This window comes from Dokdonia sp. (assembly GCF_039945015.1).
In the GTDB taxonomy this organism is placed as follows: domain Bacteria; phylum Bacteroidota; class Bacteroidia; order Flavobacteriales; family Flavobacteriaceae; genus Dokdonia.
In genome coordinates this window covers 162,065-174,566 of sequence record NZ_JBDUXP010000005.1, presented here as the reverse complement: position 1 = coordinate 174,566, position 12,502 = coordinate 162,065, and the positions used below count along the sequence as shown (strand labels likewise).

The following is a 12,502-nucleotide window of genomic DNA, read 5'->3' as shown; positions in this document are numbered from 1 at the left end:
TATAAGATTATATTACAAAAATACGTTTTTGTGTTAATTTTTATCGGTAATTACTATTTTATAGTTATTATCAGTGATATTTGAATAAAACTTAACACCAATTGTTTTCTAACTCAACCAAAAACATTGAAAGTATACTTAACCATTATCTTTTTCTTTCTGTGCTGTTCTTTTCAAGCCTTAGGGCAACGAGATGCTGCTAATTGGTATTTTGGTAATTTTGCTGGATTGGATTTTAATTCTGGTGTTCCTGTAGTAATTGATGATGGAGCATTGGATACTACAGAAGGCTGTTCGGCGATTTCTGATAAAGACACGGGAAATATTCTTTTTTATACAGAAGGAACTACCGTTTGGAATAGGAATAATGATGTGATGTCTAATGGTACTGATTTACTTGGTAGCTTATCATCAACCCAATCTGCAGTAATTGTACCATTACCAGGTAGTGATACTCTTTTTTACATAATCACAACAGATGAGGTTCAAGCCTACCAAAATAATGGAATGGGTAATGGAATAAATTATTCAATTGTTTCTATGTTGGGAGATAATGGACTAGGAGAAGTCATAGAAAAAAATACAAACTTACTATTAGAAGGTTCAGAAAAAATTTCTGTTGTAGAGACATCAGATGGGGTCAATTATTGGATAGTTACTCATTTTCAAAATAAGTTTTATGCATACCTATTAGATGCTTCAGGGATTAGTACTACTCCAATAATATCTACTATTGGTCCAAATATTGATGATTTTGAAAATTTTAGGGGAGCTATGAAAATTGCTCCTAACGGATCTAAATTAGCAATTTCACATTGTTTGTTTGAACCTAGTTTAGGAGGGTTTGCATATTTATATGATTTTGATAATGCAACAGGAATTGTAGATAATCAGTTATTAATCAATGATGATCTTGTGTATTATGGGGTCGAGTTTTCATCCGACTCATCTAAATTGTATTTCAGTGGAAAAACAGTGGATAACCAAGGGCAATCTGATCGTATTGTTATTGAACAATATGATTTAAATGCACCATCTATAGTAGGTTCAAGATATTTAGTATTAGATCTTGAGAATGGATTATTAAGTGATCTTGCTGGTGCCTTACAAATTGCCATGGATAGAAAAATCTATCATGCACTTCCAGGGACAAACTTATCAGTAATTAACAACCCAAAATTGATAGGACCTTTAGTAAATTTTACTCAAGAGTCTGTAAACTTAGGATTTAGAAGTAGTTCTTTTGGTTTACCACAATATATTCAATCTTTTTTTGAATCTTTTGTGACAATAGAGAACCTTTGCGAGAATGATGAAACTGTTTTTACTGTAGATCCTAATGCAAATGTAATAGCTGCTCAATGGGATTTTGGAGACCCAGCTAGTGGCCCTGATAATACATCTACATCTATTAATCCTACCCATAATTTTACTGAAGCTGGATTGTATACAGTTACCGTTGAATTTCAATTTTCAGATCGCGTTCCAAAAACCTTTGTAGAGTTCGTGCTAATCATCCCTCAGTTAGACTTACCAGAATCTATTAATTTTACTCAATGTGATATAGATGGTGTAGATGATGGAATAAGTGTATTTAATTTAATTGATTTTACAAATGCAGAGTTACAAATAGATAACTTGCAGTATAGGTTTTATACGTCATTAACAGATGCTCAATTAGAACAAAATCCTATTTTGAGTCCTACTACTTATTTAAATTCTTTTAATGGAGAGACTTTATATTTAATAATTGGTACTGAGTTGTCTTGTAATAATATTATAGAAATAACTCTTGATGTATCTGTTAACCCTTCGGGAACTAATTTTACATATGAATTATGTGACATATTATTGAGTAAACAAGATGTATGGCAAGCGTTGCAAATTTTAGAAAGTGAGATTATTCAGGATTTTTCTAATGACGCTACTGTAGCTTTTTATTTATCTCTAGATGATGTTGTTGGGCAAGTCAATCAGTTAAATTTAATTACAGTGCCACATTCTTTAACTGAAGTTGGATTTTTAAGTGTCTACTATATAGTGTCAGATGAAGGGGAATGTCTTGCAGTAGGGGAAGTAGATTTTGAAATTTTACGTGGTGTAGAAGAAGAAAATAAAGAAGTAAATTTTTGCACTTCTGATGGAGGAGTGGCATTGGTTACTGTTGATGAGTATTTGTCTTATCATTGGTCTACAGGAGATACAACACCTAGTATAACTGTAAATGAGCCAGGTACTTATAATTTAGCAGTTGAAAGCCTAGCTGGCTGTAGTGGGGTTATACAATTTGTTGTTACTGAAACAGAAATATTTGATATTAGTATTGAAGTTTCTGATTTTCAACAATATAATTCTATTAAAGTAACGCCTAGTGATACATCATTAGATTTATTATATTCTATAGATGGAGGATTGACTTTTCAAACGAATGGCAATTTTACAAACCTAATTCCAAAATATTACAATCTTATTGTAAAAGATTTGGATGGATGTAATGAGCATAATGAGATTATTTTAATACGAGGTGCTCCACGTTATTTTACCCCTAATAATGATGGTACTCATGATTTATGGCATGTTAATGAAGCAGAGAACTATCAAGGGATGGAAATTAAGATATTTGATAGGTTTGGAAAACAACTTTACCAAATGAATAACAGGAGTAGAGGTTGGGATGGTACTTATGCAGGTAGATTAATGCCTACAAATGCTTATTGGTATCGTATAGAATATGAAGGAGCAGAATATTATGGACATTTTACGTTAGTACGTCGCTAATATTAGTCTTTTCCTGTTATAGTCTCTTTAATTTGATAGCGTTCCTTATCCTTAGATGATCGTTGTATAAGTTCACCTATAAACCCAGCAATAAATAGTTGTATTCCTATAAGCATAGAAACTAATGCTATATAAAACTGTGGTCTATCTGTAATCAAACGTCCGTCTGGATGTAAAAACAGTTTATCTATCCCTAAGTATAATGAAAAACCAAATCCAATAAAAAACATAATAACACCTAATGCTCCAAAAAGATGCATAGGTCTTTTTGCAAAGCTTGATAAAAACCAGATCGTAAGTAAATCCAGAAACCCATTTATAAAGCGTTCCATACCAAACTTTGTAGTTCCGTATTTACGAGCTTGATGTTGTACTACTTTTTCACCTATGTTAGAAAAACCTACATTCTTAGCTAGTACAGGGATGTAACGATGCATTTCTCCATATACATCTATGGTTTTGATCACTTCTTTCTTATATGCCTTTAAACCGCAATTAAAATCGTGTAGTTTTAAACCACTGGTTTTACGAGCAGCAGCATTAAAGAGTTTACTGGGTAAGTTTTTTGCAATAACAGAGTCGTAACGTTTCTTTTTCCATCCAGAAACTAGATCAAATCCTTGTTCTGTAATCATAGTATATAACTCAGGAATTTCTTCAGGATTATCTTGTAAATCGGCATCCATGGTAATAATAACATCTCCTTGCGCAGCTTCAAATCCAGCATGGAGTGCTTGAGATTTTCCGTAGTTTCTACTAAAACGAATGGCTTTTACTTCGGTATGCTTTCGCGAAAGCGTACTAATCTCATTCCAAGAGTCGTCTGTGCTACCATCATCTATAAATAGGATTTCGTAGGAAAAGCTATTGGCTTTCAGTACTTCTGAAAGCCAATGATGCAATTCTTTAAGTGATTCTTGCTCATTGAGCAATGGGATAACAACAGATAGTTGCATTTAGTCTTCTTTTTTCTTTTTCATAGTTAAAGCTGCTATTAATCCTATAACAGACATAAATATTGTCACAAATGCATAACGGGTAAGTGTGCTTCCTAAAGAGTTTTGATCTTCATTTGCTGCATCTTCAAGAGCTTTTTCAATTTCAGCTTCAGGAGCGCCAAACCTCTTCATTAGTGCTTCAGCTTGAACTAAACTTTCTTCTTTCAAGAATTCTGCTGTTTCTGGATCTATAAAATTAAAGAGAATGTAAAGGAATAGTGTTGGGATTAACAATCCAATAGCAACAGGAATAAAGTATGCAGTAAATGCTTCTTTGAATGTTAAATAACCTTCATTTATCTTTTTTGCTTTTGCTGTCGAAATAAATCCAAGTATTATTAAACCTAATAAAATTAAAAGTCCTATTGAAAAACTATTCAATAAACTAGCATCTATCACATATAATATTACATATAATAGTGTTAACGAGACTCCAGCTATAAGTCCATAATTTAACGATGATGATTTCATTGTTTTACTCATTGTCTTTTTAGTATTGGTTATAGTCACATTAGTATACAAAGATACCAAAACGTTACGTTGTTATGATAAAAATACAAAAGAGTGTTTATTTTGTTTATTTTTTCTATTTTTATAGTTGCAAATATTGAATTTATATGTAAATTTGCACCTCGAAAAATCGAGCATTAATAAAGAGTTACGAGATGAAACAAGGTATACACCCAGAGAATTATAGATTAGTTGCATTTAAAGATATGTCTAACGACGAAGTTTTTTTAACAAAATCTGCAGCTGAAACTAAAGAAACACTTGAAGTTGAAGGAACTGAGTATCCTCTTATCAAATTAGAGATCTCTAGAACTTCTCATCCATTCTATACAGGAAAAGCAAAACTAGTAGATACTGCTGGACGTATAGACAAATTCAAAAACAAATACGCTAAGTTTAAGAAATAAACTCACGTATCTTTATATAATAAAAAAGCCTTCCATACATTGGAAGGCTTTTTTAGGTTCATACAATGCCTACATACTACTATTAGATTTTACTATAGATAACAGGTGGTCTAAGAAGTATAGGTTAGTATCTTTGATATATTCTAAATTATGTTTCTATGTCACAAATAATCGAAGCCCTTCAATGGAGGTATGCTACAAAGAAATTTGATGCAAATAGTATATTGCCAACTCATAAAATTGCTGTTTTAAAAGAAGCTTTTAACCTTACTGCTTCGAGCTTTGGGTTACAACCTGTTCGACTTTTAATTATCCATAATCAAGGAATACAAGATCATCTAGTTGCATTGTCTATGGAACAACAACAAGTAGCAGATGCATCTCATGTGCTTGTATTTTGTATAGAAAAGAATATAGATAAAGCATATATCGAAGCTTATTTTAAGAATGTTCAGGATATTAGAAATACACCTGATAAAATTCTACAACCTTTTAGAGAGTATCTGTATGGTCATTTTGAAACCGAAACTCCAGATGATATTATAAATTGGGCTACAAAACAAGCATATCTTGCTATGGGAAACTTACTTACCATATGTGCTATAGAAAAGATAGATGCTTGCCCTATGGAAGGATTTAATCCTGAAGGATACGATGCTTTATTGGGGTTGCCAGAAAAAGGACTTTCATCTGTATTAGTAATGCCTATAGGGGTTCGTGCTGATGATGATATGTTTGCTGGATTTAAGAAAGTTCGTAAAACGTTAAAAGACGCTGTTATAGAGATATAGATGCTCTCTGTACGGTAGTTGACAATATTTTGGCAAGATTGTTGTTATTTCTATTGTATAACTCTCAGTAATGAGTACATCTGTTATGTACCCATTTTTGTATATGTCTTATTAATTTTTAAATTTGTAATTGTTATTACGATATGATGAAGCGTTTAATATGTATTCTTTTTTTAGTTTTTGCTACTGTTTGTCAAGCACAAGAAGCGACTTGGTTTACAGATTTTGATAAAGCAAAAAAAACAGCTAAGAAAACCAATAAACCTATTCTTATGTATTTTACAGGAAGTGATTGGTGTGGTCCTTGTAAATTACTTAAAAAAGACTTCTGGCTAAACCCAGAATTTATAAAACAATCTGACGACTTTGTATTGTTAGAGGTAGATGTACCTTTTAGAGAAGATGTTCTAGATCCAGATCATTTTAAAAGAAATAAAGAACTTCAAAAAAAATACAATAAAGAAGGAGCGTTTCCTACATTATTAGCGTTAGATGGAAATGGAAAAGTACGAGAAAGTATCTCTGCATATAGCATGTTGAGAGATACGAGTGGGTATTTTGCATTTCTTGATAAAGCGCGCGCTATTAGATAATCTTTTTGTTAAATGTATAATTTACTCCCTTAGTTTACTTAGGCTATGGCTCTCTATTTATGTAAATTAATGTTTATGAATTTTCTAATGCTTAAATGACAATTGTTATTTGTCCTATAATCCTTACTATTATAATTTGCATATTGGCGTGTGTAGTTTGATATTTGCGCTTTAATGTACCCACTATGTCTAAAGTCGTTTTAATAACAGGAGCTTCCTCAGGAATTGGAGCTTCTATAGCTCATTATCTCTCAGATAAAGGATATCTCGTTTATGGAACAAGCCGAACACCTAAAGCAGCGTTAGACGGCAAGGTAAAAATGATACCTCTTGATGTAACAGAAGCTGCATCTATTACTCAGGCAGTTGAGACAGTTCTTACAGAGGAAAGTCGCATTGATTATGTTATAAATAATGCAGGAATGGGTATTACAGGACCTCTAGAAGAGACACCTGATCATGAGACTAGACGTGTTTTTGAAACAAATTATTTTGGAGTTTTAGAAGTTATAAAAGCAGTACTTCCTACGATGCGGGCACAACGTAGTGGTATGATTATTAATGTTACCTCTATTGCAGGATACATGGGACTACCATATAGAGGTATTTATAGTGCAACAAAAGGTGCTTTGGGAATTACTACAGAAGCATACCGTATGGAACTTAAAGAGTTTAATGTAAAAATGACTACCGTAGCTCCTGGTGATTTTGCGACAAATATCGCAGCAGGAAGATATCATGCCCCCATCCTTGATAACTCACCATACAAAGAAAACTATGGGAACACATTAAAATTAATGGACGAACATGTAGATGCAGGTATGGATACAGAAATTATGGCAAAAGTTGTACATCGTATTATGCAAACCAAAAACCCTAAAGTTCATTATAGAGTAGGGTTTTTTATGCAAAAATTCAGTATTGCTCTTAAAAGAATGTTACCAGACACTTGGTATGAAAAATTACTCCTTAATCACTACAAGCTATAGGGTTACATTTTAGATCTGTATCTAGTATTATAATTAGTCAATAGATTGTGTATAAGTGTGAGATAATTTAAAACTACAGTTGTTTATTAAGAGGGTTTCTTTGCCTATTTTTGCAAAAAATAAACAATAACTCTATCCTATGAAATTTTTTATTGATACTGCAAACCTTGCTCAAATTAAAGAAGCACAAGACCTTGGTGTATTAGATGGTGTAACAACAAACCCTTCTCTTATGGCAAAAGAAGGAATCACTGGTCGTGATAATATCTTAAAACATTATGTTGATATCTGTACAATAGTAGATGGAGATGTAAGCGCCGAAGTGATAGCTACAGAGTATGAAGCTATGATTAAAGAAGGTGAAGAGCTAGCACAATTACATGAGCAAATCGTAGTAAAGTTACCTATGATTAAAGATGGAATAAAAGCATGTAAATATTTTAGTGATAAAGGTATCCGTACAAATGTAACACTTGTATTTTCTGCAGGGCAAGCGCTACTAGCTGCAAAAGCAGGAGCAACATATGTATCTCCTTTTATAGGACGTCTAGATGACATCTCTACAGATGGTCTTAACCTTATTGCAGAGATTCGTCATATATATGACAATTACGGTTTTGAAACAGAAATTCTTGCAGCATCTGTACGTCATACAATGCACGTAATAGATTGCGCAAAAATAGGAGCAGATGTAATGACAGGACCTTTATCATCTATAGAAGGGTTATTAAAGCATCCATTAACAGATATTGGACTTGCAAAATTCTTAGCAGATTATAAGAAAGGAAATTAATTCCTTTATATTAAATACATAAAAAAAGCCACTTCTTTTGAAGTGGCTTTTTTTATGTATTTAATATTTATTGATTAAGATAAGCGAGGAGTTCGCTTTCAAAATTTGTACGATGAATATTAGCATGACTATTTAAGATTCTTCCTTTTTTATCAAGGACAATGGTCTTACTTATATCATTTATAACTAGAGATTTTCTAGCATCTCTAGCATTGTTAAATCTATATTCCATGGATGGATCAAACTCGTGTTGGCGTATATGTTTTATCCATTTATTGTTTTCATCATTTACATTTACTCCTATAAAATTAAACTCAGGATATTTAGATTGTAAATCTTTAGCCTTTTTATGAGATTCTTCCATATGCATATGACTGTTATAAGACCAGAAATAAAGTACAGTCGGTTTTTGTACCCTACTAGAAAGAGTAACCATACGTTGTTCTGAATTTACAAGCATAAGGTCTGGTATGATATTGCCAGCTTCCATTTTCTTGTGAGCTTCGTATAAATTAGATATATTCTTTTTTATATCAGGAGAAGTCATAGAAGCGGTCACAAGTTTAAAGATTTCATCAACACGTTTTTTATCATTGCTATTTTCAATAAAACGTTGTCCAGTCCTAAAAAGTTTCATGTCTTTAAGTTTAGGATTTGTAATATACTTATTGATTACTTTTATCTCATTATAATTATGTAAGTATGAAACGGTATTATAAGAATGGTTTTGACAATACTCTTTGTATGCTTGATGATTTAAGAAAGCACTTAAATATCGCTGATATGAATATAGGTCAAATAAATTCATATTGTTAAAGTTTATGCTTTCGCGAAAGCTATAAAAGTCTCCAGATAATTCGTTTATAAATGCAATTTTATCATTCTCACGATAATGAGAGAATGGATAGCTTTCTTTACGTTGGTAATTATCAAAATTGATTGCAGCTGAAGCTATTTCTTGAAACTCTGAAGAGGCTTCATATTTTATATTGAATTTATTTAATTTTTTTTCTCTTATTCTGTGCAAAGAATCTAAAAAGTGTTGAAAGTCTTCTGGACTTTTTTGGTAATGCTGTCTAACCTTTTTATATTCTTTTTCCCATTGTAAATGCATATCTATTAAGAAACTGCTGCGTTCAGATCCTTTCCCAGAAAAACTTATAGATTCGTCAAATTCTGTAGTATTTACTCTCACCATGATACTATCTCCCGGTTCTATATGAATGAGCTGACGTTCTCCGTGAATAAATTGATAAATACCTGGATCAACATCTTTAAACTCATAAAAAAAGCGATTATGGGCGTTTAATACAATAGAGTCTATGGTCTGATTATTTTTGGCAAGTATTACATGTCCTCGTTTAGGATTGATGATTTCTCCACCAATATACGTACTTGTAGATTGCTTGTCTTTATTAGAATTACAGGCACTTAACACGAGCAGCGCTATAAGGATTGGGATCATTCCTTTAATAGAAGTATGTCGTTGAGCGTAGGTGATGACGTTTATATTTTGTGAGTTAACCATCAAATGTAACTTTTACAAAGAAAAAGTGTTGTTAATTAGAAGTTAAAACGCATACCATTTTATCTCTTTTTGAGAGTACTAATGAGTTATTTTGTGATATTGAGTTAAATAATACGAATAGTATGTGTTGATACGCTTCACTATCTCTACAAGAATCGGTATTTTTGCAAGCTTAAAATATAAATACACAAAAACATGCTTTCAGTTTCTAATTTATCAGTACAATTTGGGAAACGAATTTTATTTGATGAGGTAAATACTTCCTTTGTATCTGGTAATTGCTATGGGATTATTGGTGCAAATGGCGCAGGAAAATCTACCTTTCTTAAAATTCTTTCTGGGAAACAAGATGCAACTTCAGGTCACGTACATCTTGAGGCTGGAAAGCGTATGTCGGTTCTAGAGCAAAATCATTATGCATATGATGAGTATAATGTACTAGAGACGGTAGTTATGGGGAATCAACCACTCTATACTATAAAGAAAGAGATTGATGCCTTATATGCAGACTATTCTGATGAAAATGCAGATCGTATAGGAGAATTGCAATTGCAATTTGATGAAATGAATGGTTGGAATGCAGATAGTGATGCAGCAGCAATGCTTTCTAATTTAGGAATTAAGGAAGAATTACATTATACGTTAATGGCAGACCTTGATGGTAAGCAACGTGTACGTGTCCTTATAGCTCAAGCATTATTTGGGAATCCTGATGTGCTTATTATGGATGAGCCTACCAATGATTTAGATTACGAAACAATAAATTGGTTAGAGCATTTCTTAGCAAATTATGAAAACTGTGTTATTGTCGTATCTCACGATAGACACTTTTTAGATGCAGTATGTACGCATATTTCAGATATTGATCATAGTAAAATTACACATTATAGCGGTAACTATACATTTTGGTATGAATCTTCTCAACTAGCAGCGAGACAAAGAGCACAACAAAATAAAAAGGCAGAAGAAAAGAAAAAAGAATTACAAGAATTTATCGCTCGTTTTAGTGCAAACGTTGCAAAATCAAAACAAGCAACTTCTCGTAAAAAAATGATTGATAAATTAAATATTGAAGAGATTAGACCTTCAAGTAGACGTTATCCGGGAATTATTTTTGATAGAGATAGAGAAGCTGGAGATCAGATATTTAATTCACAAGGACTTTCAGCCTCTTTAGATGGTGAAGTGTTATTTAAAGGAATTGATATTAACCTTGCAAAAGGGGATAAGGCAGTCCTTTTCTCGAGAGATAGTAGAGCAACATCTGCGTTTTATGAAATTATAAATGGAAAAGGAAAAGCAGATAATGGAGAATTCTCTTGGGGAATTACGACAACGCAATCATACCTTCCGCTTGATAATGCAGAATACTTTCAATCGGCAGAGTTAAATCTTGTAGACTGGTTACGTCAGTATGCACAAACAGAAGAAGAACGAGAAGAAGTTCACCTAAGAGGTTTTCTTGGAAAAATGATATTTAGTGGAGAAGAAGCATTGAAAAAATCTAATGTGCTATCTGGAGGAGAAAAAGTACGTTGTATGATCAGTAAGATGATGATGAAACGAGCTAATATTCTTATGGTAGATGAACCGACAAATCACTTAGACCTAGAATCTATTACTGCTTTTAATAATGCTTTAAAGAACTTTAAAGGAACGGTGATGTTAACAACACATGATCATGAGTTTGCACAAACTGTGGGGAACAGAGTTATAGAATTAACTCCAAAAGGGGTTATAGATCGCTATATGACCTTTGATGAGTATATGAGCGATTCAAAAATTAAAGAGCTAAGAACTAGTATGTATAATTAATCTATACGTTCTTTTGTCTAAAGTGACGAATTATAGCCCAAGAACAAAATAGAATTAAACTAGAACTTACAACAATACGTAATGTAGAGAGCGTTTCTCCTCTTAATAATGGAGACAACCTCCATATAGAATATATAACAATAAGAATGTTTAATACTACATTGAAAGGAGACCTACGATAGGTCTCTTTTTTTTGTGTATTTTTTGATGAAGATATAGAGATAATATCATTTTTCTGTTCTGCAATTTTTGCAAATTCATCATCAGATAATTTGTCTTTATCCATGTTTTCTAATGTTGTAGAGACAATATGTTTTGCTTTAAGAATATCCTTTTTATTTACAAATAATTTTGTGTCATTGTCAAAGGCAGCTACATATCCTGCTCTCAAGGCACTTTCGGCATCATCTCTTTCAATACTAGAAATACCTGCTTCTTCCAAAACTAGTTTAAGGTGTTGCGCTGTGATTTTTGACCCAGTAAATATTTTTTTGTATTGTGATTCAGGAATTATATTCATTTAACGTGTTTTGTCGTATTTGCTATTCCATATAGCAGGATTAAAGTTTTTACCTAATGCAAACCCATAAAACAATACAATGGCAGCAATAGATTTAAACATAAAAAAGAAAACCATGATGTCTTGAGAAAAAGTTTGTTCTTTAGTAAATAAGCCATCTGGTACTAAGAACGTTATAATCATACTTATTATGAATATCGTCACAATTAAGTTTTCAAAAGACTTATAAGGCCACATTAATAATTTACGTAATGGATGTAAATCATTTCCCCATTTATGGACTAGGTAAAAATAATCATTTCCAATGGGAGCAAAAAGTAAAGGATCATCTGCTTTTTCAAGAATAAACATTTTTGAAGGTGCAATAACCTTAAAGCCATCAAGAGTAATTTGATGTTTATTCTCTAGATATTTAATTTCATCAAGCGCACCTTGAGGATATTTCCCTTTAAAATATTTAGAATCTAAAAAACGTAATCTATAATCGATGCAAATTTTTTGTATTTCTTTACTATTGAAAATTCGATTCTTGTCTAGAATGTCAAGATTAAAAATGGGATCGTCTATTTCGGTTTTTCCTTTTAGAGTATGTAAGATTCCGCTTTCGCGAAAGCGGTCTTCATCAAACACCCGTTGTACTTGTAGAAGTATATCTTCTTCTTTATTGTTCTTATTACGTACCTGAAGTAATTTTTCGTGAATATTAGTTCTGGGTAGTAACATGTTCTTTTTGTTTTTAAAGATACGCAGTTTTAAGGTATATGTCAATATGATACAAAC

Annotated in this window: 12 protein-coding genes; 7 read left to right on the top strand and 5 right to left on the bottom strand. The window is 32.2% G+C overall.

Annotated elements, in window-relative coordinates:
* Positions 1 to 126 precede the first annotated feature (126 nt).
* Positions 127 to 2,778, top strand: a complete 2,652-nt coding sequence (locus ABJD27_RS06685; RefSeq protein WP_348167549.1) for a T9SS type B sorting domain-containing protein — start codon at positions 127 to 129, stop codon at positions 2,776 to 2,778.
* Between the two features lie 2 nt (positions 2,779 to 2,780).
* Here the strand turns inward: ABJD27_RS06685 and ABJD27_RS06680 are convergent, their stop codons facing one another.
* A complete protein-coding gene (locus ABJD27_RS06680) occupies positions 2,781 to 3,734 on the bottom strand; it encodes a glycosyltransferase family 2 protein (protein ID WP_348167546.1) in 954 nt (317 codons plus the stop codon).
* Positions 3,735 to 4,247, bottom strand: a complete 513-nt coding sequence (locus ABJD27_RS06675) for a DUF4199 domain-containing protein (protein WP_348167543.1) — start codon at positions 4,245 to 4,247, stop codon at positions 3,735 to 3,737.
* 194 nt (positions 4,248 to 4,441) lie between these two features.
* On the opposite strand from ABJD27_RS06675, the gene ABJD27_RS06670 reads away from it, so the two are divergent.
* The 5 genes from ABJD27_RS06670 (at position 4,442) to fsa (ending at position 7,859) form a co-directional block, all read left to right on the top strand.
* The gene (locus ABJD27_RS06670; protein WP_348167540.1) at positions 4,442 to 4,693 is read left to right on the top strand and encodes a type B 50S ribosomal protein L31; all 252 of its coding nucleotides are present in this window, start codon (positions 4,442 to 4,444) and stop codon (positions 4,691 to 4,693) included.
* A gap of 158 nt (positions 4,694 to 4,851) precedes the next feature.
* Positions 4,852 to 5,484 carry an NAD(P)H-dependent oxidoreductase gene (locus ABJD27_RS06665; protein ID WP_348167537.1) on the top strand — a complete coding sequence of 211 codons (633 nt, stop codon included), beginning with the start codon at positions 4,852 to 4,854 and terminating at the stop codon, positions 5,482 to 5,484.
* Between the two features lie 143 nt (positions 5,485 to 5,627).
* Complete coding sequence (locus tag ABJD27_RS06660; protein ID WP_348167534.1) at positions 5,628 to 6,077, top strand: thioredoxin family protein; 450 nt, start codon at positions 5,628 to 5,630, stop codon at positions 6,075 to 6,077.
* Positions 6,078 to 6,262: 185 nt separating this feature from the next.
* Positions 6,263 to 7,066: an SDR family oxidoreductase gene (locus tag ABJD27_RS06655; RefSeq protein WP_348167531.1), complete on the top strand. Its 804-nt coding sequence runs from the start codon at positions 6,263 to 6,265 to the stop codon at positions 7,064 to 7,066.
* A 139-nt stretch (positions 7,067 to 7,205) separates the two neighbouring features.
* Positions 7,206 to 7,859 carry a fructose-6-phosphate aldolase gene (gene fsa / locus ABJD27_RS06650; RefSeq protein WP_348167528.1) on the top strand — a complete coding sequence of 218 codons (654 nt, stop codon included), beginning with the start codon at positions 7,206 to 7,208 and terminating at the stop codon, positions 7,857 to 7,859.
* 67 nt (positions 7,860 to 7,926) lie between these two features.
* Here the strand turns inward: fsa and ABJD27_RS06645 are convergent, their stop codons facing one another.
* Complete coding sequence (locus tag ABJD27_RS06645; RefSeq protein ID WP_348167526.1) at positions 7,927 to 9,387, bottom strand: thioredoxin-like domain-containing protein; 1,461 nt, start codon at positions 9,385 to 9,387, stop codon at positions 7,927 to 7,929.
* Positions 9,388 to 9,582: 195 nt separating this feature from the next.
* On the opposite strand from ABJD27_RS06645, the gene ABJD27_RS06640 reads away from it, so the two are divergent.
* Complete coding sequence (locus tag ABJD27_RS06640) at positions 9,583 to 11,202, top strand: ABC-F family ATP-binding cassette domain-containing protein (RefSeq protein WP_348167523.1); 1,620 nt, start codon at positions 9,583 to 9,585, stop codon at positions 11,200 to 11,202.
* A 1-nt stretch (position 11,203) separates the two neighbouring features.
* Here the strand turns inward: ABJD27_RS06640 and ABJD27_RS06635 are convergent, their stop codons facing one another.
* Both ABJD27_RS06635 and ABJD27_RS06630 read right to left on the bottom strand, forming a co-directional pair.
* The gene (locus tag ABJD27_RS06635; RefSeq protein WP_348167520.1) at positions 11,204 to 11,722 is read right to left on the bottom strand and encodes a hypothetical protein; all 519 of its coding nucleotides are present in this window, start codon (positions 11,720 to 11,722) and stop codon (positions 11,204 to 11,206) included.
* Positions 11,723 to 12,445 carry a hypothetical protein gene (locus ABJD27_RS06630; RefSeq protein WP_348167517.1) on the bottom strand — a complete coding sequence of 241 codons (723 nt, stop codon included), beginning with the start codon at positions 12,443 to 12,445 and terminating at the stop codon, positions 11,723 to 11,725. It lies immediately after the preceding gene.
* Between the last annotated feature and the right edge of the window lie 57 nt (positions 12,446 to 12,502).

What these genes read in the sequence shown, in the direction of transcription:
- ABJD27_RS06680 (WP_348167546.1), bottom strand. Translation starts at nt 3,734, where the DNA reads ATGCAACTATCTGTTGTTATCCCATTGCTCAATGAGCAAGAATCACTT.
- ABJD27_RS06675 (WP_348167543.1), bottom strand. Translation starts at nt 4,247, where the DNA reads ATGAAATCATCATCGTTAAATTATGGACTTATAGCTGGAGTCTCGTTA.
- ABJD27_RS06670 (WP_348167540.1), top strand. Translation starts at nt 4,442, where the DNA reads ATGAAACAAGGTATACACCCAGAGAATTATAGATTAGTTGCATTTAAA.
- ABJD27_RS06665 (WP_348167537.1), top strand. Translation starts at nt 4,852, where the DNA reads ATGTCACAAATAATCGAAGCCCTTCAATGGAGGTATGCTACAAAGAAA.
- ABJD27_RS06660 (WP_348167534.1), top strand. Translation starts at nt 5,628, where the DNA reads ATGATGAAGCGTTTAATATGTATTCTTTTTTTAGTTTTTGCTACTGTT.
- ABJD27_RS06655 (WP_348167531.1), top strand. Translation starts at nt 6,263, where the DNA reads ATGTCTAAAGTCGTTTTAATAACAGGAGCTTCCTCAGGAATTGGAGCT.
- fsa (WP_348167528.1), top strand. Translation starts at nt 7,206, where the DNA reads ATGAAATTTTTTATTGATACTGCAAACCTTGCTCAAATTAAAGAAGCA.
- ABJD27_RS06645 (WP_348167526.1), bottom strand. Translation starts at nt 9,387, where the DNA reads ATGGTTAACTCACAAAATATAAACGTCATCACCTACGCTCAACGACAT.
- ABJD27_RS06640 (WP_348167523.1), top strand. Translation starts at nt 9,583, where the DNA reads ATGCTTTCAGTTTCTAATTTATCAGTACAATTTGGGAAACGAATTTTA.
- ABJD27_RS06635 (WP_348167520.1), bottom strand. Translation starts at nt 11,722, where the DNA reads ATGAATATAATTCCTGAATCACAATACAAAAAAATATTTACTGGGTCA.
- ABJD27_RS06630 (WP_348167517.1), bottom strand. Translation starts at nt 12,445, where the DNA reads ATGTTACTACCCAGAACTAATATTCACGAAAAATTACTTCAGGTACGT.